Genomic DNA, 22,068 nt, shown 5'->3' on the forward strand with positions numbered 1-22,068 from the left:
AAATAAGATGCCAGATCCCAATTTGAGTAAAGTAGTCGCCTTTGCTACGTCACAAGAACTTAGTAAGTGGCTTGAAGACAATCACGCAAACCAAAGTGAATTGTGGATAAAGATATTCAAGAAGCACACTGCTACGCCAAGTGTTACTTGGGATGATGTTGTGATTGAAGCGCTGTGCTGGGGATGGATTGACGGCATCAAAAAGTCTGTTGATGAGCAAAGCTATCTGCAAAGGATCTCCCCTAGAAAACCTCGTAGCAACTGGTCGAAAAGAAACCGCCAACATGTAGAGCGTTTAATCCAAGATGGCCGAATGACCTCCTTTGGCTTATCACATGTAGATGCCGCTAAAGCTGATGGAAGATGGGAGAACGCCTACTCGGTGAGTGAAATGGAAGTCCCCGAAGACTTCTTAACAGCACTACAACTTGAGCCTAGTGCGCAACAGTTTTATGCAACACTCACTAAATCAAATCGCTATGTAATTGCCCACGGCTTGCTTAGCGCCAAAAAGCCCGAAACCAGACAAAAGCGCTTTGCCAAATACTTAGATTTACTCGCTCGTAACCAAAAGCCGACTTAGCTTTTAGTGTCTGGTTTAACCGAGCTGCATAATTGAGGAGCTTCTCTTGGAACTAGATAAAACCATATCGAAGTTATTCTTAGCTAACGATGACAGCTGGTTGAAACATGCCAACCCTTGGTCGGTGTGGAGCAGATTTGCAACCCTGCCATTTGTTGTATTAAGCATTTGGTCTCGAGTTTGGATAGGCTGGTACTGTTTGATTCCAATATCCATGCTTGTGGTTTGGCTGTGGCTCAATCCAACCTTGTTTGCCAAACCCAAGAATTACGACAACTGGACAGCCAAAGCAGTTTTAGGCGAGCGGATATTAATGAAACGCAAAGAGCAGCCTATTCCCCGCTCTCACGCCAAGGCCGTTATTATCCTAAATACCTTACAGTGTTTAAGTGGTTTAGTATTGATTTATGGATTGTGGAGCTTAAACCTAAACCTTACATTTCAAGGCGTCATCTACATCTATCTAACTAAAATGTGGTTTTTAGATCGGATGGTTTGGCTTTATGAATCAAGTAGTTCAACTCAGTAAGCTTTGGCAAATCGCCTTGCTCTAGGCTAAAGCCCAAATCCACTCACAAGAAAGCCAGGACTAGCCTGGCTTTTTATCAACGAGTTAAAGCAACTACACAGAGGTGTGTAAACAGCTTACCGAGTGCTCATCACTCCCCAATAAAGCAGGTTTAGTGCTAGCGCATTGCTCTGTGGCAATAGGGCAACGGGTGCGGAATACACAACCCGATGGCGGATTGATGGGAGAAGGTAAATCCCCTTCTAACAACTCGATGGTTTTATTGCGTTCCAAGTCTGGATCTGGAATGGGTACCGCCGACATCAAGGCTTTGGTATAAGGGTGAGTAGGTTTATCAAACAAGGCTTTAGCCGTGCCTAATTCAACCGAATTACCCAAGTACATTACCAATACTCTGTCTGAGATGTGTTTAACTACCGAAAGATCGTGAGCAATGAAAATAAGGCTTAAGCCCATTTCTGCCTGTAGCTCTTTAAGTAGGTTAACCACCTGCGCCTGAATCGATACATCCAGTGCAGATACTGGCTCATCACAGATAATCATCTTAGGCTTTAGAATCAAAGCGCGCGCAATACCGATACGCTGACACTGACCACCAGAGAACTCATGCGGATAACGGTTAATTACGTTAGGCAATAATCCTACTTTGGTCATCATCTCTTTTACTTGCTGCTTTACTTCTGCTTTGCTCAGCTTGGGGTAAAAGGTTTGTAAGGGCTCAGCGATAATATCGCCTACCGTCATGCGCGGGTTTAAAGACGCTAGCGGATCCTGGAAGATCATCTGAATTTCTTTACGTTTTTCACGCAGTTCTTTGTGTGGCAAACTAGTTAAGTCTTGACCTAACCACACTACTTTACCTGCCTCGGCTGGCACTAAGCCAATCACCGCGCGAGCGAAAGTAGATTTACCACAACCAGACTCACCAACAACGCCTAAGGTTTCACCTTGATAGAGTTTTAGTGATACGCCGTCTACTGCTTTTAAAGTAGCTGCTGGCGCCCAAGGTAAACCTTTGTTGTTCTTAATTTTGAAGTAGACTTTTAAATCCACCACATCAAGCAATAAGGCTTTATCACTCATCTTATTGGCCTCCGCTTAAGTGGAAATCATTGTGGCAAGCACGCTGACGCTGATTAGCAAAAGTACTTAATTCAGGTGTTTGCTGGCGACAGTGATCGCTTACTCTGTGGCAACGTTCTTGGAATGGACAGCCCTGCGGAAGCTTAAGCAAGTTTGGTGGATTACCCGGAATAGTAGGTAATATTTCGCCTTCGGTATCTAAACGCGGAATCGCTTTTAACAGACCTTCGGTATAAGGGTGACTCGGTTGGTAAAATACATCTTTAGCGCTGCCGTATTCCATGGTGCGGCCTGCGTACATCACCAATACTTTGTCACAAATACCTGCTACTACACCCAAATCGTGGGTAATCATAATAATAGCGGTATTAAACTCACTTTTAAGCTCGTTAAGCAAAGTCATGATTTGCGCTTGCACGGTTACGTCTAAAGCGGTGGTTGGCTCGTCAGCAATTAATAGCTGTGGCTTACACAACAAGGCCATGGCAATCATTACTCGCTGACGCATGCCACCAGAAAATTCGTGCGGATACATCGCCATTCGCTTTTCAGCTTCAGGCATTTTAACCGCATCTAGCATACGCACGGCTTCAACATGGGCTTCGCGATTGCTCATGCCTTTGTGTAAACGCAATACTTCTTTTAACTGCTCGCCGACTTTCATGTAGGGATTTAGCGAGGTCATGGGATCTTGGAAAATCATCGAGATTTTCTCGGCACGAATCGCATTTAGCTGTTGCTCTGGCAAGTTAAGTACCTGCTGGCCATTAAACAAGGCCTCGCCGGAAATAGTACCATTTTTCGCTAGCAGCCCCATTAAGGCAAAGGCTGTTTGACTTTTACCTGAGCCAGATTCACCCACAATGCCTAAGGTTTGGCCTGCTTCCAGTGAAAAGGTTAAATCGTTCACTGCGGTTACGCTGCCTTCTGGGGTAGAAAACTCTACGCGAAGGTCTTTCACATCTAATAAACTCATTACTCTGCCCCTACCTTAGCGATCTTTAGGATCTAAGGCATCACGTAAACCGTCGCCTACATAGTTAAAACTAAACAGCGTGACTACCATAAATGCGGCTGGATATAACAGCTGCCATATTGCGATTTCCATGGTTTGCGAACCGTCTTGCAACAAAGCTCCCCATGAAGTCATTGGCTCTTGCACACCTAAACCTAAGAAGCTTAGAAAGGATTCGGTAAGAATCATTTGTGGTACCAGCAAGGTGGCGTATACCGCAACAATACCTAGTACGTTAGGCACAATGTGGCGAGTAATAATTTTCCACTTTGAAACCCCACACACTTCTGCGGCTTCAATAAACTCTTTATTTTTAAGGCTAAGGGTTTGGCCACGAACAATACGTGCCATGTCTAACCAAGATACTGCGCCAATGGCAACAAACACTAAAAAGATGTTACGGCCAAAAAAGGTCACCAATAAAATCACAAAGAACATGAATGGAATGCCGTAAAGAATCTCTAGCAAGCGCATCATTACTCTGTCTACTGTGCCGCCTAAAAAGCCCGAGGTAGCGCCGTACAGCGTTCCAATTAGCACCGCAACAAAGGCACCCATCACACCTACCAGCAAAGAAATTTGCCCACCTAATAAGGTGCGTACAAACATATCCCGGCCTAAGGAATCGGTGCCAAAGTAGTGACCACTTTCAATAGATGGCCCATTGTGCATTGCGCCCCAGTCGGTGTCGTCAAAGGCAAACTCACTAAGGTGAGAGCCAAACATAACCAACAGAGTAATAAATACCAATATGCCTAAACTTACCATCGCGGCGCGGTTACGCATGAAACGCATTCGCGCATCTTGCCACAAGCTGCGACCTTCAATTTCTAACTTATCTGCGAATTCGCTAATAGCGTCGCTGTTCTGTTTATTGTCTAACATGGCAGCCTCCTAATAGCGTATTTTAGGGTCGATGAAGGCATACAAGATGTCTACAATCGCGTTGAAAACGATAGTAAAAGTACCAATCAAAATGGTCAGTCCTAATACTAGGGAATAGTCACGGTTCAGTGCGCCATTCACAAACAACTTACCAAAGCCTGGTAAGCCAAAAATGGTCTCAATCACCACCGAGCCGGTAATAATGCCTACAAAGGCCGGCCCCATGAAAGACACGACCGGCAGCAAGGCTGGGCGCAGTGCATGGCGAACAATAATGTGGCGATATGGCAAACCTTTGGCTTTGGCGGTGCGGATGAAATTGGAGCTTAATACTTCAATCATGCTACCGCGCATAATCCGCGCAAACGAAGCCACATAGAGCAAGGACATACCCAACATCGGTAGAATGATGTATTGCCACTGCCCTCCGTTCCAGCCACCTGCAGGCAACCATTGCAACTTGATCGCGAAGATGTAAACCAAGGTGGGCGCTAATACAAAGGAAGGCATCACCACCCCGGCCATGGCCGTGGACATAATGCTAAAGTCCATCCAAGTATTTTGCTTAAGCGCTGCTAGCGTGCCAACCGACACCCCCATCAACACGGTAAAAATGAAGGCGATAGAGCCAATTTTTGCTGACACCGGCAAGGCTTGCGCCACCAATTCGTTCACGGTGTAGTCTTTGTATTTAAATGATGGCCCAAGATCGCCCTGTGCCAAGTTGCCTAAGTAGGAGAAGTATTGCTCCAGTACCGGTTTGTCTAAACCGTATTTAGCCTCAATGTTGGCTAATACTTCAGGCGGGAGTGAGCGCTCACCAGAGAAGGGACTTCCCGGGGCAAAACGCATCATAAAGAAGGTGATAGTAATCAATACCAACAGTGTCGGTATTGCTTCTAGCATTCGTTTTAAGATGAACTTAATCATTCGATTTTCCAGCTTATGTTTATTGCTGTGATTTAACTAACTTAGCTAACAACAAAATAAGGCACCTTAAGCATAAGGTGCCTTATAAAAAACCATCAACTATTTGGCGATGATGTATAGATCTTTAGTGTAAATTTTATCTTCAGCGTTATTCATTGGGTAGCCACCAACAGTTGGCTTAACCAAACGCGCATTTACGTAGTGGTAGATAGGAGCAAGCGGCATATCTTGAGCAAGTTGTGCCTCTGCTTGGCGGTAGTTATCACCACGAACAGCATCATCAACCGCTGTCATAGCAGCATTCATAAAGCCATCATAAGCTGGGCTGTTGTAGAACTGGTCGTTGTTACCATTGTTGCTTTGCATTAACGATAGGAAAGTTGAGGCTTCGTTGTAATCGCCACACCAGCCGGCACGGGTTACATCGTAGTTACCGTTACGGCGGTTATCTAGGAAGGTTTTCCATTCTTGGTTTTCTAGGTTTACTTTAACACCCAGGGTTTTCTTCCACATAGAGGCTACCGCAATGGCAATTTTCTTGTGGTTTTCGCTGGTGTTGTATAACAAGGTAAATTCTAGAGGCTTGTCTTTACCGTAACCCACTTCGGCTAGCAGCTCAGCAGCTTTAGCATTACGTTCTTTTTGCGACCAAGTTGCGTAATCTGGCGTATCTACTTGTAGGCCGGCCACTTTTTGGTGTGCGAAGTTGTAAGCAGGTAGCTCACCCTTACCCACAATAAACTTAGCTACTGCGTCACGGTCAATGGCGTAAGACAAGGCTTTACGCACGCGAACATCATCAAATGGTGCTTTTTTGTTATTAAAGCCGTAGTAGTAAGAACATAAGTAAGGCGTTACTTTTAACGAATCTGGCTGCTCTTTTTGCATGCGCTTAAAGTGCTCATTGGCCATTTCGTAAGTCATGTCGATCTCACCCGCTAGGAAGCGGTTCATATCGGTAACTTGGTTTTCAATCGGTAAGTAAGTCACTTTGTTGATAACAGTGCTGTCGTTATCCCAGTAGTTCTCGTTACGCTCCATAACGATTTTTTCGTTCACTACCCATTCAGCTACTTTGTAAGCGCCGTTACCAACAAAGTTGGCTGGTAAAGTCCACTTATCGCCAAATTTTTCAACGGTAGCACGGTGTACTGGTTTTAAGGTGGTATGTGAGGTCATCGCTACAAAGTAAGGTAGCGCCTGCTCTAGTTTAATTTCTAGGGTGTAGTCATCAAGCGCTTTAACCGCTAATTCAGAAGCGTCTTTCTCGCCGTTAATAATGGCTGCCGCGTTCACCATGGTGGTCATTTCTAGGTACCATGAATAAGGCGCTGCAGTTTTAGGATCAACTGCACGTTTGAAACTATATTCAAAATCGTGGGCTGTTAAGGCATCGCCATTTGACCACTTAGCGTCTTTACGAAGGTGAAATACGAAGGTTAAATTGTCTTCAGTTTCCCAAGACTCAGCCACACCAGGGACCAAATTGCCGTCGCCATCTTGGTTTACTAAACCTTCTAGAAGCTCTCGAATCACGTTTGATTCTGGCACGCCTTCGGTTTTGTGAGGGTCTAAAGAAGCAGGCTCGGTGCCGTTACCACGTACTAATTCCTGTACCGGGGCAAGTTTAACGCCAGCTGGAACATCAGCAGCAAAAGAGGCAGTGGTGAAAGAACTTAGGATTGCGGCGCTAACTAGGCTAGCCGCGAGGGTTTTAGCAGTTTTCATTTTCATCTCCATATTGACACAGCGAACTGTAATTTTAGTCTTCTGTGATATTTCCATTCACTTTACATGAATATTAAATCAGTACAATATTCTAATAAAAAGCACATACACGCAAGATGCTACACTCGAATTACAAAAACGACAAATAATAAGTTACCTTTCACAGCGCGCTCAGCGCGATTATTCTCGAAAACAAATAGATTTTTATTGTTAAACCACTAGGTTAAGCTAACCTCTAATAAATTGTTAATAATGATCAGTATTCGTCAGTTTACCTTTAGCTTCAATCCTTTTGTATTACAAAAGAATATGGTAAAAATTACAATAACTGTTCAAAAATTACACTAATTACTAAATAAAGCTGTAATTATTTAGTGATTTTTTTACATTTGTAACTTAGCAACACATGATCTGGATCAAGTGGTACCACTAAAGGGCTATTATAATCGCTAGTGAAAGTTAATTACTAAACCACTAAAGCGGCTGTAACGGCCCTCGATTTACGGATAAATTAAACAGTATCGGTTTACTAATTAGTTTTAGTTTAAATGAGGAGAACAGGATGCCTGTAGGTAATATTGATGAGTTAAACGCAATGGTTGCTCGAGTAAAGGCAGCGCAAGCTGAATTTGCATCTTACGACCAAGAACAAGTGGACAAAATTTTCCGCGCTGCGTCACTCGCTGCTTCTACAGCACGTATTGAACTAGCTCGTATGGCGGCTGAAGAGTCTGGCATGGGCATAATGGAAGATAAAGTGATCAAAAACCACTTCGCTTCTGAGTTCATTTACAACAAATATAAAGACGAACTTACTTGTGGCGTTATCGAACGCAACGACGAAGGCGGTACTATTACTATCGCTGAGCCAGTCGGTATTGTTTGTGCAATCGTACCAACCACTAACCCAACTTCTACCGCTATCTTTAAAGCGCTAATCAGCCTTAAAACGCGTAACGGTTGTATTTTCTCTCCGCACCCACGTGCTAAAAACTCAACCAACTTTGCTGCACAACTAGTATTAGACGCTGCAATTAAAGCTGGTGCACCTAAAGACATCATTGGTTGGATTGATACTCCTTCTGTTGAATTGTCTAACGCATTAATGAAGCACGACGACATTTCTCTTATCCTTGCAACTGGTGGTCCAGGCATGGTTAAAGCTGCTTACTCTTCTGGTAAGCCTGCAATTGGTGTTGGTGCTGGTAACACGCCGGTAGTTATCGACGAAACAGCTGACGTTAAACGTGCTGTATCTTCTATCTTAATGTCTAAGACTTTTGATAACGGCGTAATTTGTGCTTCTGAGCAAGCAGCTATTATCGTTGAATCTAAGTACGACGAAGTAATGGCACGTTTCGCTAAATACGGCGCAGCAGTACTAAGCAAAGCAGACGCTGATAAGGTACGTAAAGTACTACTTATCAATGGCGCGCTTAACGCTAAAATTGTTGGCCAACCAGCATACAAAATTGCTGAGCTAGCTGGCGTAACTGTTCCAGTATCAACTAAAATTCTAATCGGTGAAGGCTTAGAAGCGTCTTACGATGATGAATTCGCTCACGAGAAACTATCTCCTACGCTAGGTGTGTTCAAAGCGAAAGACTTTGAAGATGCTGTTCGCCAAGCTGGTATCGTGTTAGACATCGGTGGTGTTGGTCACACGTCTGTACTTTACACAGACCAAGACGCTAACGCTGACCGTATAGCTTACTTTGGCGACAAAATGAAGACTGCACGTATTCTTGTGAATACCCCTTCTTCACACGGTGGTATTGGTGACCTTTACAACTTCGAACTAGCACCTTCATTAACGCTAGGTTGTGGTTCTTGGGGTGGTAACGCGATTTCTGAAAACGTGGGTCCAAAACACCTTATCAATAAGAAAATTGTTGCGAAGCGAGCTGAGAACATGTTGTGGCATAAACTACCTAAGTCAATCTACTTCCGTCGTGGTTCATTACCAATCGCAATGGACGACCTAGACGGCAAGAAACGTGCAATGGTTGTTACAGATAACTTCTTGTTCAACAACGGTTACATCGACGACCTACGTGCCATCCTTAAAGACAAAGGCATGGAAGTGGAAGTATTCCACGATGTAGAAGCTGATCCTACTCTGTCTATTGTTGAGAAAGGCGCACAAGCTTGTCACAACTACCAGCCAGACGTAATTCTTGCTGTTGGTGGTGGTTCACCAATGGATGCTGCGAAAATCATGTGGGTAATGTACGAGCACCCAGAAACTGATTTCGAAGACCTATCAATGCGCTTTATGGACATTCGTAAACGTATTTACAAGTTCCCTAAAATGGGTTCAAAAGCTGAGTTAGTATGTATTACTACTACTTCAGGTACTGGTTCAGAAGTAACGCCGTTTGCGGTTGTAACTGACGACAAAACTGGTCAAAAATACCCATTAGCTGATTACGAACTAACGCCTAACATGGCTGTTGTTGATGCTAACCTAGTAATGGATATGCCTAAGTCACTATGTGCCTTTGGTGGTTACGATGCGGTTACTCACGCTATGGAAGCTTACGTTTCTGTACTAGCGAACGAATACTCAGACGGTCAAGCTCTGCAAGCGCTTAAGATGCTTAAAGAATACTTACCAAGCTCTTACCAAAACGGTAAAGCTGACCCTGTAGCTCGTGAGAAAGTACACAATGCTGCTACTATCGCTGGTATCGCGTTTGCTAACTCTTTCTTAGGTGTGTGTCACTCAATGGCTCACAAACTAGGTGCAGAGTTCCACGTACCACACGGTTTAGCTAACGCATTGTTGCTAACTAACACAATTCGTTTCAACGCGACTAACACGCCAACTAAACAAACTGCGTTCTCACAGTACGACCGTCCTAAGGCACGTGCTCGTTACGCAGAAGTTGCTGAGCACTTAGGCTTCCGTGAAGGTAACACTGAAACTAAGCTTAATGCCCTACTAACTTGGTTAGACGAATTGAAAGTTGAATTGAACATTCCTCTATCTATTAAAGATGCAGGCGTGAACGAAGCTGACTTCCTAGCTAAAGTTGATGAGCTAGCAGTAGACGCGTTTGATGACCAATGTACTGGTGCAAACCCACGTTACCCACTAATTGCTGAATTGAAACAAGTTCTAATTGATTCTTACTACGGTCGTCCATACACCGAAGCAGCAGATAGTGCAGACGCTGAGTCTCAAAAAGCTAAAAAACCAGCTGCTAAAAAAGCGACTAAAGCAAAAGCTTAATCACTAAACAGCACTGAATACTAAGGCTCCGTTTACGGGGCCTTTTTTTTGTTTTCAATTTCGCCGCAAGCTTTGTCATACTAGGCGACTATACTGTAATAAAGAATTTCTAGGGTTATTGTCATGTCGTTATCAAAAGCTATAGCACTTTCGGCTTTGCTAGTCAGTACCGCTAGCCTTGCAGAGGTTCTGCCCTTTGAGGCGGAATACCGGGCTGATTTCAAAGGCATACCCATTGCTAAAGGTTACCGCCAGCTAATTGATTTGGGTAATGATACCTTTCAGATTAAAAGCATCGGCACGGCCTTAGCGGGCGGCTTAAAGTACGATGATACTTCCCGTTTCACCTATCACCAGCAAGATGTAAAAACCTTAGGCTTTGTGCTTAAACAAAGTAGCCTTTTCTCCACCACTAACGTGACAGGACATCCTGATCGCAAAGGTGGCCTAATTGTCGACGTAGATGGCGAGAGACACCATTTTGAAGCGCCAGACAACGTGCACCAGTTAATGGATGCGGCAGGCTTCTCGGTACAATTACAAAACGACTTGAAGAAAGGCCTAACGGATTTAGACTACCACTACAATGTGATTGATGAAGTGGACAATTACCGCTTCACCGTGGTCGCAGAAGAAACCGTAGAAACCATACTAGGTACCTTTGAAGCGTTAAAAGTGGAGCAGAAAAAACGCGAAGGCCGCAGCACTTGGCTGTGGTTAGCACCTGAACTAGATTATCACCTAGTAAAAGCAGAAATTATCCGCAATGGTAAAAGCTGGGCCACTTTAGAAGCGACTCGAATAGACATTGTTGAGCCAGAAAAGCCAATGCTTGTTAAACAAACAGCGACAAACGAGGCTGAACTAAGCAACTAAGTGACTCAGAACTCCAAAAGCCCTTGTTTCCCAACAGGGCTTTTTGCTTTCAGCACTTAAGTTCAAGCTTTGTTAGTGGCGCTTCAACGATTGTACTTGCGCTGCGCTGTGACTCACTTTCTTGCCAAAACTGCTGCGCTTGCTGGTTTATCCACTCACTAAACTGGGTTATTTTCTGCCGTTTAAAGTATGGCTTAGGCGCAACTAAGTAGTAGCGATAACGCGGCTTCACTTCCACATCGCCTAACTTAACCAACAAACCTTGCTGAATGTACTTCCAGGCTAAGCTGTGCCTCACCAATGCTATCCCCTGCACTGCTAAGGCTCCTTCAATCACTACATGAGCCCCTTGATACAATAAGTTAGCTTTAGGCACGCTAGAGTTAAAACCAGCCAACTCTAACCAATATTGCCAGTTCATGTCGGGCCTCGCGTCGTCAATGAGAGTGTGCTTACTTAAATCGTTTAAACATATCTCTGGGTGCTGCTTTAAGTACAAGGGATGACAAACCGGATATAAATGATCGTCCATCAGTTTATTGGCCTGCAAGTCTGAGTAATCACCTAATCCATAACGAACACACAAATCCACCCGGTCTTGGCGAAAATCTATTAAGCTATTTTTTGGCATAAGCATTACCGAGAGATTAGGGTGTAGCTGACTAAACTCGCCTAAGCGCGGAACTAACCAATGCTGGGCAAAAGACGGCAGTACTGATAAAGACATGCTGCTGGGATCAGGGTCTAGGCTTACTTGGCGCACCCCATCCTGCAGACTTCTAAATGCTTGTTTAGCATAGTGATGCAAAGTTTCTCCCTCTGGCGTTAGCACCACCCTGCGATGCTGGCGCTCAAACAGCTGCACATCAATCCGTTCTTCTAACTGGCGAATTTGCTGGCTCATTGCTGCTGCGCTTACAAATAGCTTTTCTGCGGCAGCTTTAAAGCTGCCCATTTCAGCAGCCAAGTAGAAGTAATAAAGCCCTTGCAAGGGCGGCATCCGCTCACTCACTTAAGTTTTCCTTAACTAAGAGTCAATTTAAGTCGTTTGTCAGTGAAACCCAATATAGCGTATTTTTTAATCATCAGCAGCAAAGGAGTTACGTGATGAACACAATCAGCCACACTAGATCAAAGCCACAACGCCAAGGTTTAACATCAATTAAACTAAACCTAAGGTTTATCATTCGCAAACTAGATTCACTGCTATTACGCCGTAAAAGCCGTCGCGAGTTAGCCAAGCTTCCTGACTACTTGTTAAAGGACATAGGCGTAACTAGAGCTGAAGCCTTACGTGAGTCGGATAAATCATTTTGGCAGTCTTAGAGGTGTTTAAAACCTATCAACAGGGGTCTATTGCAAAGGTTCACTCGTCGCCACTCAAAAGAGCTGACGCTAGTTGAAGCCAGTGATAGCCCCTTCTATTCCCCTTAGCACTTAGCTTTTAGTCGATAAAGTGGTTTTGTTTTTCAAGTGAGCTAAGAGGCCTTTCGAGCAACGCCCAATATAATGTGTTGATGTAACGACGCTTTATTTACCCCCCATCTACTATTGAGTTTTAAACCAATAAAACTTGTACCGTCGAATGTGTTTTCGAGATGTTTTTTTGATAGTTAATCCGCTAGAATCTGCCCAACTGACCACATTTTCAAGTGGTCGAACGGAATCACTGCATAAACGGATTTAAAGTTTTACCTTTATGGATCAAGTACAGTTTCACAAGGTACCGCCAAACTGCGGATTAAGCCTAAATATTACCACTCGCTTTAAAAAAGCTGCCGACTACAAAGGCTATTGGATTGGCGTAGACAAAAAGAGCTACATTATTTGCCGCCTTAATGGCGCAGATGCCAGCACCGGGATCAACTTAATTAGCGAAGGCTGCGAAGTAAATGCACGCTTTCATTGGGATGGAAAGCTTATCGCTTTTCGCTCTGAGATTGTGGCGCTAATTAACGAGCCTGCGCGCTGGATGATTTTGCAATACCCACAAAACGTTATGTCTATGCCGCTGCGCAAACATGATCGCTATGAATGCTATCAGCCAGCTACTTTGCACCTAGATTCCAAACATGTATTACGCGGTGTATTAAAAGACATCTCTGAACGTGGTTGTAAATTTGTGCCAAGCGCAGCTAACAAGTTCAACATCAACGTATTAAAAGACAAGAACTTACAGCTACAAACCCGCTTTCCTAAGCTGGAAGAGCCAGTGATTCTTACCTGCCAAGTTAAAAACACCCCCAACGAGCGAAATGAATTTGCACTGGGCTGTCAATTTGTTCAAGAATATGACCTTGTTAATCAACAAATTGAATACCAGCTTGTTGATAAGGCCTACGAAAAGAAAATACAGGGCATTGCTTGAGCAAACCAATCAACAGCATTTTAATCACAGGGTGTAGTAGCGGCATTGGCCTTTATTGCGCTCAAGAGTTACAACAGCGCGGCTACAATGTTATCGCCTCTTGCCGTAAAGCCGAGGATGTGAACACGCTACAAGAAAGTGGTTTGCAATGTGTAGTACTTGATCTAAATAGTGAAAGCTCTATCGAGCAAGGTTGGCAACAAGCGCTAGCCTTGGCCAATGGAAAAATTGATGCTTTGTTTAACAATGGTGCCTACGGCCAACCCGGCGCGCTAGAAGATTTACCTACTCAAGCGCTACGCCAACAGTTTGAAACCAATCTATTTGGCTGGCATCACTTAAGCCGTTTAGCTATCGCTCATATGTTACAGCAGCAACACGGGCGAATTATCCAAAACAGTTCGGTACTTGGCTTGGTCGCTATGAAATATCGCGGCGCCTACAACGCCAGTAAGTTCGCTTTAGAAGGCTACACCGATACCCTGCGTTTAGAATTAGCCGGCACACCAATTCAAGTCTCACTAATCGAGCCTGGCCCAATTACTAGCTTGTTTCGAAAAAATGCCAAAGCTGCATTTGAGCAACACATTGATGCCAACAACACACGCCATCAGCACGCTTACCAACAAACCCTGCAACGCCTGGAACAAGAAGGCCCAAGCAGTAAGTTCACTCTGCCGGCTAGCGCGGTGTATAAAGCGCTACTTCACGCCCTTGAGAAGCCTAAGCCAAAGGCTCGATATTACGTAACCTTCCCTACCCATTTGTTTGCTTGGCTTCGTCGAATACTGCCAGTATCGCAACTCGATAAGGTCCTTAAAAAAGGCTAAAACCACACGCTACTTAAGCGACTCATGTTAAGGTAGTTTTCTGTTCGTAAGCATGGATAAACTATGAAACCTTGGCTTAATCGCTTAAGCACTTTATTGCTGCTGTTTTCTAGCAGCCAAATAGCTGCAGAACCCTCTCTTTGGCTAGCCAGTAAAGACCAGCAACAAATCTACTTATTTGGCTCTATTCATTTAGGTAGCGACGAACTCTACCCGCTCCCCAAACCCTTCATTGATGCCTTTGAGCATAGTGAGCGTTTAGTGATAGAAATGGACGTATCGGCCATTTCAAGCAGCGACCAACAGCTGTTACAGCGCGCTAGTCAGCTGCCTAGTGGTGAAAACCTTGCAGATAAAATAAGCCCAGACTATTTAGAGCAACTTGAACTGCGTAGCCAACAGCTTGGGATCTCACCTGCTATTTTCGACAACATGCAGCCTTGGTATGTAGCGGTGGTACTGAGCCAATTACAAATGCAGGCGTTAGGTTTTGAGCCTGAGTTGGGACTTGATTTGCACTTTATTCAACGCGCCCAACAAAGCCAGCTAGCCATACATCAATTAGAGAGCTTTGCCGATCAAATCGAAGCCTTAAGTAGCTTAGCCAGCATTCAAGTTCCCTTATTAGAGCAAACCTTAGATGACTTTGAGCAAGTACCAAGTTTGTTCAACCAACTAGTGAGCCACTGGAATAACGGAGAAAATCAAAAACTACTGGCGCTACTTAACGATGACCCTATGTTCCAACACGATGCCGAATATGTACTAGATAAACTATTATTCGAACGCAATCGCAAATGGATGCAACAACTTGCCACCCTAAGTGATACCAGTTTTGTAGTAGTAGGTGCCATGCACCTGTATGGAGAACAAGGTTTGCTCGATGAACTAAAAAAACTGGGTTACTCAATCCGTGAAGTTGATCCGGCGACAAATTGACCAACATCAATTTGACTTTTACTTGAGCAAATTATGCTAATTACTCCTACTTAAAAGGAGGTTTAGCAATGGAACTTTGGTTAGATTTACTCTTTGGCAATAGCATTGGATTAATGTCGGTTACGGTGATTGCCACCACCATTGCTTTGATGGGCTTTTATACGTTTTATTTCTTGAAAAAAATCCGCCAAAGCGACCCACAGCAAAAATAAGCTTACGCAGCGGTTGCACCGCTGCCTGCTCTCATCTATAAAGAAGGAACTTCGTTGTTCAGGAGTTCTTTTATGTCTGATGAATTTGATCTATTCCAGCAGGAAGTGGCTGGAATAAAACCCTTAAAGCAAGATGCCGTGGTATCGGCTGGCGATAGCCTTAACGAAGCCGCAAAACAAGCAAGGCAACAAGCTGCTGCCGAGCACATGGCGACCTCTCAAGATTACCTTTCTTTAGAGAATGTGACCTTACTGCATCCCGACGATGTGGTGTCTTTTAAAAAGTCAGGCTTACAACAAGGTGTGTTTAAAAAACTACGTTTAGGTAAATATGAAATTCAAGCTAAATTGGATTTACATAAGTTTCGCTTGGAAAAAGCCCGTAGTGAGATCATTAGTTTTATTAAACAGTGCCAACAACTCAATATCCGCAGTGCCTTAATCATTCCGGGTAAGGGCCACAATAGTGATCCCCCAGCCTTACTGAAAAGCTACGTGAGCCAATGGTTGCCACAAATAGATGCGGTGTTGGCCATTCATAGCGCCCAAACAATGCACGGCGGCACTGGCGCCATTTACGTACTACTTAAAAAAAGTGAGTTACAAAAACTCGATAACCGTGAGCGTCACGCTCGCCGTTTAGCCTAAGCTAGGAATCTTTATGACTAAGCAAACTGCTTATCAACAGCTCTGTGAGCACTTTAAACATTTGTCTAAACTCTCTCACCTAAATTCGATTTGTGGCTGGGATCAGGCCACAATGATGCCCGATGGCGGAAACCAAGCTCGAGCCGAAGCCTTAGCCGAACTGGCGGTCATTATTCATGAAAAATCCACCCGCCCAGAAATGGAAGAGTGGCAGCAACAAGCTGCGCAACAAGACCTAAACCCCATTCAGCAAGCTTCGCTACGCGAAATGACCCGCAGCTGGCGCAACCAAACTGCCCTTCCCGCTGATTTAGTTAAGGCTAAATCACTGGCCACTGCACATTGTGAGCATGCCTGGCGTGACCAGCGCGGTGCAAACGATTGGAAAGCCTTCCAAGTTAACTTACAAGCGGTAATGCAACTAGCCATTGAGGAAGCGCAGATCCGCGCCGATAAAACCGGCTTAAACCCTTATGATGCGATGCTTGATTTATATGAGCCCGGCATGCAAATGCAGCGCTTAGATAAAGTTTTTGGTGAGCTGCAATCTTGGTTACCAGAGCTGATTACTCAAGTAGTCGCAAAACAAGCCAACTGGCCAGCGCTAAGTCTTAATGGCCCCTTCCCTAGCGAGCAGCAGAAAGAGCTAGGTTTAGCGGTGATGGAAAAACTTCAGTTTAACTTTAAGCACGGTAGATTAGATGTAAGCGCTCACCCCTTCTGCGGCGGAGTACCCAGTGATGTGCGCATCACCACACGCTATGAAGACGAAGACTTTACGCGCTCATTAATGGGTATTGTGCACGAAACAGGTCACGCAAGGTATGAGCAAAACCTGCCGTTAGATTATCTTGATTTACCGGTGGGGCAAGCGCGCTCTATGGGTATCCATGAGAGTCAAAGCCTGTTCTTCGAAATGCAATTGGGTCGCAGCCAAGCCTTTGTAGAGCAACTGTTGCCGCTAGTGAATCAGCACTTATGCCAGCAGCAACCAATGCAACTTGAAGAACTTAAGCAGCACTATTTAAGTGTTAAGCCCGGTTATATTCGAGTCGACGCCGACGAGCTGACTTATCCTGCCCATGTTATGTTGCGTTACGAGCTAGAACGCGACCTCATCAACCAAGATATTAAAGTGGCAGATATCCCTGAGTTGTGGGATCAGAAAATGCAGCAGTATTTAGGTTTGTCTACCAAAGGAAACTATCGCGATGGCTGCATGCAAGATGTGCATTGGCCAGCAGGCTTAATTGGATACTTCCCTTCTTACTCGCTAGGCGCAATGTACGCGGCACAATTTCACGCCGCATTAGTCAAAGCTAAACCCGATACACCGCAAGCGGTGGCAAAGGGTAACTACGATGAAGTATTTGCGTGGCTACAACAAAATATTTGGTCTCAAGCCAGCATTTACGAAACCGATGAGCTAGTAAGCCGGGCTACTGGAGAAACCTTAAACACACGCTACTTTGAGCAGCATTTGCGGAATCGCTACCTGTAAGCTTATATCTGGCTGCCTGTATTCAGGTAGCCTCGTTTATTTGCTCGCAGTAATCTTAACACCAGCCCCCTGAGCATAGCGCTACCCTCTAACAAAGTACTAGAAAATACTATTGCTCACGAGCATCCAGCAATAACCAGTCTTGAGGGTTAAGCTTAGCAGGTGCTTTTACTTCATTTACATCAGAAAATGTCCAAATAAACATAGACTTGAAAAAAGCATCTTCATTGTCTATTTGGCCATTTACTGCCACTAATTTTTTGGGAGGAAGATTACCAAGAACATCACCACCAAAGGCTAGAAGGCTTAAGGAATCAGCGTACAAATCCACGGTTAATTCGAAAAAACGTGTACTATCAGTAAAATTAGATATTTGAGTATTTACGCCACCAGGTGGAGACGATAAAGAATTGTGTTGTTGCGCAGTCATAACAGACCCCATTTACGTAATTCAGAGAGTAATTGAGCGTCCCTGTTACATAAATTGACCCATATAATATTAGGTCTAGTCCATCAATATGAGCCGATTATGGCATATTTAGCCCAATAAAACACCAGCTAAAACTAAAATGTGAGCTCTAACCACAAAAACTCACTGTTTGAGGCTAATTCTTGTTCACGTTTGGTAATTTGCCATGCATCAGGCATAATCCTTGGCAACTTCAATTAGCCAGAGTATTAAGCACGCTATGCACAATGCTGAAATTACCGGTTGGGGCAAATGCATGCCACCAGCACGACTCACTAACCACGATTTAAGTACTTTTCTCGACACATCGGACGAGTGGATTAGTAGCCGAACAGGGATTAAAGAGCGCTGTGTTTCTCATGTTGATATCGCGGAACTCGCTGCAACAGCCGGCCTACAAGCTTTGGCTGCTGCAGGGCTAAAAGCTGAACAGCTGGATGCCATTATTTTGTGTACCTGTACTCCTGGCACTTCGGTACCCAGCAGTGCCAGCCGCGTGCAACAAATACTTAAAGCAGAACAAGCCGCCGTATTTGATATGAATGCCGCCTGCTCGGGCTTTGTATATGGCATGCAAACAGCCTCGGCATTAATCCAAACCGGTGCAATGAAACGCATTCTGTTAATTGGTGCTGAGCGTTTAACTCAGCTACTCGATTGGACTAAACGCGATACAGCAGTGTTATTTGGCGATGGTGCTGGCGCTGTGATTTTGGAAGCCAATGACCAAGCAGAAAAAGTAGGCTTTTTAGCCGCGAAACTCGGCTGTGATAGCGAGAAGCGTGAAATTTTGTTTATTTCAGACTTTGGCACCAACCGTAAACGTTTCTCTGGCGTAGATACTCTTTACAACTTTCAGTTTGAAGGGCCGGAGATATTCAAGCGCGCGGTGAAAGGCATGGGTGAAGCAGCCAGCAATGTATTGGAACAAGCCAACATTGCCAACAATGAAGTCGACTTTATTGTGCCGCACCAGGCCAACTTGCGAATTATTGATGCCCTTGCCAAACGTATTGATGCTCCCTATGACAACATCATGGTAAACATTGAAAAGTACGGCAATACCTCTGCCGCTACCGTGCCCGTTGCCCTGTGTGAAGCCTTAGAACAAGGTCGAATAAAGCCTGGCGATAATGTATTGCTAGCGGCTTTTGGTGCTGGCCTAACTTGGGGTGCAGCAGCGATTCGTTGGGGACAGCGAGTCACGCCAATCGCTGAATCAGACGCTAGCTTAAGCCCTTGCGAGAAAACGGCTTTAGAAATTTTGACTCCAGCGATTAAAGGCTGCCAAGAAGCTCGCGCTGCTGAAGAATAAATACACAGTATTTATTCTCTAACAAACAGCCCGCTTAACGCGGGCTGTTTTGTTTTTAAACCTCAGCGTTTACCACTGGCGCAAACGGCTCAACCAATGTTGGGTTAGTTCTATCTCACAACTTAAATATTGACTACCCGAGCCACTGCCACTGGCCATCATTAAGCTTTCCCAACTGCATAAAGACTGACGAAACTCACTAAACTCCACCTTGGCTTTCTCCAAAGCTTGAACTGCGCCTTTTGCCCCATCACTGATGGACTCTAAATCTAATGCTTGTTTATGCAATACAACCAAGCGTTGTCTTACTTGATGGTCAAGTTGGGCGAGGCTGTTCTCCAAACATTTATTTACCTCTGGTTTAGTCGTGCGCTGCCAGCATTTACCAATTATGTTTACTTTAGGTTTATTCGCCGACGTGCTTTCTTCACTGGCTTGCGCTTGGCCCAGAACGAAAACTAAAGGCATAAATAACAAGAAAACTTTAGCGATTAAGGTATTCAATGACGGCTCCATTAGTAGTGAATGTTATACAAGTTAAGGATCCAAACGTTAAGGGTATTTGGCTCGACTCTACCACCGGCAAAGCCTGAATTTCACCAACAATGGTGCGAATAACCCCAGCATGAGTGAACCACACCTGAGTAGTATTCGTTTCTCCATACGTAGTTAAACGCGTTTGCCAAAAGCCAAGGACTCGTTGGCTAAACTCTGCCACAGTCTCACCCGTTTGACCAAGCCGATAACCCTCTAGATTATCTGCCCAAGCATCCAGCTGGTGACGGGGAATATCATCCCACTTAGAGCCTTCCCATTGGCCAAAATTTACTTCCTTCAATGAGCCTTGATATTCAATATCTTCTGAATCATAAAGGCCTTCCGCCAATTGGCGACAACGTAGCAAAGGGCTGGCACACACTTCTGATACAGAGTATTCAGCCAATAATTTTTGCAATCTTACTGTGGCTTGTTTCAATTGCTCTGGTTTTGCTGGCATGTCTAGCTGGCCGTAACAGCAATCGCTGGCAATATCTGGCTGGCTATGGCGCACCAATAACACTCGATTCACAGAGTCAGGCCTGTATTAATCGCTGCCAACAAACTGATATAAATAGCTACTTCACTTAACTGCTGCTGGGCTCCCAAAGTATCTCCGGTATAGCCGGCCAATTTTACCTTTAGGTAGCGAGCCCACAATAACGTGACGGCTAAGCAACTTAACAATGCAAAAGCTAACATACTTAGCTCCAACAGGGCTGCTGGCACAGCAACCCAGCACAAGGCTAAAACAAGCTCTTTGGAGCCAATCGATTGCGCGACAGCCTTAGCTTTACTCGGCTCCGAAGGCTCACGCACGTAGTCGAGTTTCCAAATAATAAGCACTGCGCTAAAGCGACTTAAGCTATGCGCTAGCCAAAGCACCAACAACAAATCACCAGGGTTTAGAGCCTCACTAAGACTCAATAGCGCACTAAATTTAATCGCCAACATGCTGCACAAACCAAGCACACCGTAGGTGCCCAAGCGTGAGTCTTTCATAATGCTGAGCATTTGCTCTGGCGTATAACCGCCTCCAAAGCCATCACAGCAGTCAGCAAAGCCGTCTTCATGAAATGCGCCAGTAAGCCAACAGCTTGCTGCCATAGAAAGCAATATGGCTAAGGGCGCACCCAACAACGGCATCAATAGCAGAATTAGCCCAGCACTCACTAATCCAACAATCCAGCCAACCAAAGGGAAATAGGCCACACATTGGCTAAGGCTTTGACTGCTGTAACTCACCTTATTAGGAACCGGAATGCGGCTAAAAAAACTTAATGCATTAAATAGCAGGTTCAGCTCATGTTTAGCGTGATTAATCACGCTCACGACTCACCCCAGCGGAGTCAAAAGAAGCCATCTCTTTTAGGAACGCCAATGCAGACTCCACCAGAGGATAAGCAAGCACAGCACCGCTCCCCTCACCCAAGCGCAGCGATAAATCTAATAACGGCTTTGCCTCTAGCGCTTCAAGTAAACGCTGGTGAGCATGCTCTGCGCCTTGGTGGCAAAAAATCATATATTGCTTTACCAAGGGATTTATTTGACTCGCGACTAAGGCCGCAGCCGAGCAGATAAAGCCATCAACCAATATAGCAATCCGCCGATGGGCGCCCTCCAGCATTGCTCCCACCATGGCAGCAACTTCAAAGCCACCCACTTTAGCCAGCCATTGCTGTGCGCTGTATTCGCCTTGATGATATTGCATGGCTTGTTGTAATACCGATGTTTTATGCTGTAAACCTTGGTCATCTAAACCCGTTCCTCGGCCAACGCAGTCGCTAACATCCAGACTCAAGCAACCCGCCATAATGGCTGCAGCGCTAGCGGTATTGGCAATGCCCATTTCGCCAAAAGCCAGCAAATTAGAACCATCACGCGCAGCCTGGGCGACTCGCTCGGCACCAACATCAATGGCTTGAGTGCATTGCTCTGCACTCATTGCGTCGGCATTTAAAAAACTCTTGGTGCCTGTTGCTACCTTACACAATTCTACGCCTTGTTCAGACAAGAGCTGACCCACGCCAACATCAACTATCTCAAAGGCCAAACCATGCTGGCGGCAAAACACGTTAACCGCGGCTCCACCATTGACAAAGTTTTGTACCATTTGAGCAGTAACCTCTTGCGGGAAGGCACTTACCCCCTCTAACGCAATACCGTGATCAGCGGCAAATACAATCATTTTAGGCTGGCGAATTTCTGGCTCTAGGGTCTGCTGAATTTGCCCTAACTGGCAAGCCAAACTCTCTAGTTGGCCCAACGAACCTGGTGGTTTGGTTTTTAAATCTATCTTATTAGTTAAGGCTTCAGCTAAGCCTTGGTCTAGCGCTTCAATGACGAATTTATTATGCAAAATCAATTTCCTAGCAACATAAGTGC

The 22,068-nt window shown here is 44.9% G+C and carries 23 protein-coding genes; 12 read left to right on the forward strand and 11 right to left on the reverse strand.

The genetic code is table 11. The features are described from left to right. The first annotated feature begins 7 nt into the window (after positions 1-7). Positions 8-583: a YdeI family protein gene (locus G6R11_RS08425; protein ID WP_163132636.1), complete on the forward strand. Its 576-nt coding sequence runs from the start codon at positions 8-10 to the stop codon at positions 581-583. Between the two features lie 46 nt (positions 584-629). Further along, entirely contained in the window at positions 630-1,112 is a 483-nt protein-coding gene (locus tag G6R11_RS08430; protein ID WP_163132637.1) for a DUF6653 family protein, read from the forward strand. A gap of 93 nt (positions 1,113-1,205) precedes the next feature. Here the strand turns inward: G6R11_RS08430 and oppF are convergent, their stop codons facing one another. The 5 genes from oppF to G6R11_RS08455 all read right to left on the reverse strand — a co-directional run bounded on the left by oppF (position 1,206) and on the right by G6R11_RS08455 (position 6,753). Continuing rightward, the gene (oppF, locus tag G6R11_RS08435; protein WP_163132638.1) at positions 1,206-2,195 is read right to left on the reverse strand and encodes a murein tripeptide/oligopeptide ABC transporter ATP binding protein OppF; all 990 of its coding nucleotides are present in this window, start codon (positions 2,193-2,195) and stop codon (positions 1,206-1,208) included. A gap of 1 nt (position 2,196) precedes the next feature. Further along, positions 2,197-3,171: an ABC transporter ATP-binding protein gene (locus G6R11_RS08440; protein WP_163132639.1), complete on the reverse strand. Its 975-nt coding sequence runs from the start codon at positions 3,169-3,171 to the stop codon at positions 2,197-2,199. A gap of 15 nt (positions 3,172-3,186) precedes the next feature. Continuing rightward, complete coding sequence (oppC, locus tag G6R11_RS08445; protein ID WP_163132640.1) at positions 3,187-4,095, reverse strand: oligopeptide ABC transporter permease OppC; 909 nt, start codon at positions 4,093-4,095, stop codon at positions 3,187-3,189. 9 nt (positions 4,096-4,104) lie between these two features. Beyond that, the gene (oppB, locus tag G6R11_RS08450; protein WP_163132641.1) at positions 4,105-5,025 is read right to left on the reverse strand and encodes an oligopeptide ABC transporter permease OppB; all 921 of its coding nucleotides are present in this window, start codon (positions 5,023-5,025) and stop codon (positions 4,105-4,107) included. 99 nt (positions 5,026-5,124) lie between these two features. Then, entirely contained in the window at positions 5,125-6,753 is a 1,629-nt protein-coding gene (locus G6R11_RS08455) for an ABC transporter substrate-binding protein (RefSeq protein WP_163132642.1), read from the reverse strand. Between the two features lie 562 nt (positions 6,754-7,315). Between G6R11_RS08455 and adhE the strand changes: the two genes are divergently transcribed. Both adhE and G6R11_RS08465 read left to right on the forward strand, forming a co-directional pair. Next, the gene (adhE, locus tag G6R11_RS08460) at positions 7,316-9,988 is read left to right on the forward strand and encodes a bifunctional acetaldehyde-CoA/alcohol dehydrogenase (RefSeq protein WP_163132643.1); all 2,673 of its coding nucleotides are present in this window, start codon (positions 7,316-7,318) and stop codon (positions 9,986-9,988) included. A 123-nt stretch (positions 9,989-10,111) separates the two neighbouring features. Further along, positions 10,112-10,864, forward strand: coding sequence for a DUF3108 domain-containing protein (locus G6R11_RS08465; RefSeq protein WP_163132644.1), 753 nt, complete (start codon positions 10,112-10,114; stop codon positions 10,862-10,864). A gap of 49 nt (positions 10,865-10,913) precedes the next feature. Here the strand turns inward: G6R11_RS08465 and G6R11_RS08470 are convergent, their stop codons facing one another. Continuing rightward, positions 10,914-11,876, reverse strand: a complete 963-nt coding sequence (locus G6R11_RS08470) for a LysR substrate-binding domain-containing protein (RefSeq protein WP_163132645.1) — start codon at positions 11,874-11,876, stop codon at positions 10,914-10,916. Between the two features lie 95 nt (positions 11,877-11,971). Between G6R11_RS08470 and G6R11_RS08475 the strand changes: the two genes are divergently transcribed. From G6R11_RS08475 to G6R11_RS08505, 7 genes are all read left to right on the forward strand, one after another. Then, positions 11,972-12,190 (forward strand): DUF1127 domain-containing protein, encoded by a 219-nt coding sequence (locus G6R11_RS08475; RefSeq protein WP_163132646.1) that lies wholly within the window; start codon positions 11,972-11,974, stop codon positions 12,188-12,190. 373 nt (positions 12,191-12,563) lie between these two features. Next, positions 12,564-13,232 carry a PilZ domain-containing protein gene (locus G6R11_RS08480; RefSeq protein WP_163132647.1) on the forward strand — a complete coding sequence of 223 codons (669 nt, stop codon included), beginning with the start codon at positions 12,564-12,566 and terminating at the stop codon, positions 13,230-13,232. Next, positions 13,229-14,062 (forward strand): SDR family oxidoreductase, encoded by an 834-nt coding sequence (locus G6R11_RS08485; protein WP_163132648.1) that lies wholly within the window; start codon positions 13,229-13,231, stop codon positions 14,060-14,062. Before G6R11_RS08480 ends, G6R11_RS08485 begins: the two co-directional genes overlap by 4 nt. 63 nt (positions 14,063-14,125) lie before the next feature. After that, positions 14,126-15,001 carry a TraB/GumN family protein gene (locus G6R11_RS08490; protein ID WP_163132649.1) on the forward strand — a complete coding sequence of 292 codons (876 nt, stop codon included), beginning with the start codon at positions 14,126-14,128 and terminating at the stop codon, positions 14,999-15,001. Positions 15,002-15,069: 68 nt separating this feature from the next. Beyond that, positions 15,070-15,213 carry a DUF3149 domain-containing protein gene (locus tag G6R11_RS08495; RefSeq protein ID WP_152779542.1) on the forward strand — a complete coding sequence of 48 codons (144 nt, stop codon included), beginning with the start codon at positions 15,070-15,072 and terminating at the stop codon, positions 15,211-15,213. 72 nt (positions 15,214-15,285) lie between these two features. Further along, positions 15,286-15,861: a DNA endonuclease SmrA gene (gene smrA, locus G6R11_RS08500; RefSeq protein WP_163132650.1), complete on the forward strand. Its 576-nt coding sequence runs from the start codon at positions 15,286-15,288 to the stop codon at positions 15,859-15,861. A 13-nt stretch (positions 15,862-15,874) separates the two neighbouring features. Beyond that, a complete protein-coding gene (locus tag G6R11_RS08505) occupies positions 15,875-17,362 on the forward strand; it encodes a carboxypeptidase M32 (RefSeq protein WP_163132651.1) in 1,488 nt (495 codons plus the stop codon). A 109-nt stretch (positions 17,363-17,471) separates the two neighbouring features. Here G6R11_RS08505 and G6R11_RS08510 read toward each other — a convergent pair whose 3' ends face one another. Further along, positions 17,472-17,792, reverse strand: a complete 321-nt coding sequence (locus G6R11_RS08510; RefSeq protein WP_163132652.1) for a hypothetical protein — start codon at positions 17,790-17,792, stop codon at positions 17,472-17,474. A 259-nt stretch (positions 17,793-18,051) separates the two neighbouring features. On the opposite strand from G6R11_RS08510, the gene G6R11_RS08515 reads away from it, so the two are divergent. Beyond that, on the forward strand, positions 18,052-19,146 hold the full coding sequence (locus tag G6R11_RS08515) for a ketoacyl-ACP synthase III (RefSeq protein WP_163132924.1): 1,095 nt from the start codon (positions 18,052-18,054) through the stop codon (positions 19,144-19,146). A 69-nt stretch (positions 19,147-19,215) separates the two neighbouring features. Here the strand turns inward: G6R11_RS08515 and G6R11_RS08520 are convergent, their stop codons facing one another. Genes G6R11_RS08520 through cobT form a run of 4 tightly spaced genes read right to left on the reverse strand, consistent with a single transcriptional unit; the run spans position 19,216 to position 22,042 of the window. Then, positions 19,216-19,650 (reverse strand): lysozyme inhibitor LprI family protein, encoded by a 435-nt coding sequence (locus G6R11_RS08520; RefSeq protein ID WP_163132653.1) that lies wholly within the window; start codon positions 19,648-19,650, stop codon positions 19,216-19,218. Next, the gene (locus G6R11_RS08525; RefSeq protein ID WP_163132654.1) at positions 19,631-20,215 is read right to left on the reverse strand and encodes a histidine phosphatase family protein; all 585 of its coding nucleotides are present in this window, start codon (positions 20,213-20,215) and stop codon (positions 19,631-19,633) included. The genes G6R11_RS08520 and G6R11_RS08525 overlap by 20 nt, the downstream gene beginning before the upstream one ends. Beyond that, on the reverse strand, positions 20,212-21,015 hold the full coding sequence (locus G6R11_RS08530; protein WP_205472710.1) for an adenosylcobinamide-GDP ribazoletransferase: 804 nt from the start codon (positions 21,013-21,015) through the stop codon (positions 20,212-20,214). Before G6R11_RS08530 ends, G6R11_RS08525 begins: the two co-directional genes overlap by 4 nt. Continuing rightward, positions 21,002-22,042, reverse strand: a complete 1,041-nt coding sequence (gene cobT / locus G6R11_RS08535) for a nicotinate-nucleotide--dimethylbenzimidazole phosphoribosyltransferase (protein WP_205472721.1) — start codon at positions 22,040-22,042, stop codon at positions 21,002-21,004. Before cobT ends, G6R11_RS08530 begins: the two co-directional genes overlap by 14 nt. Positions 22,043-22,068: the final 26 nt, after the last annotated feature.

Source organism: Agarivorans sp. Alg241-V36, from assembly GCF_900537085.1.
Lineage (GTDB): Bacteria > Pseudomonadota > Gammaproteobacteria > Enterobacterales > Celerinatantimonadaceae > Agarivorans.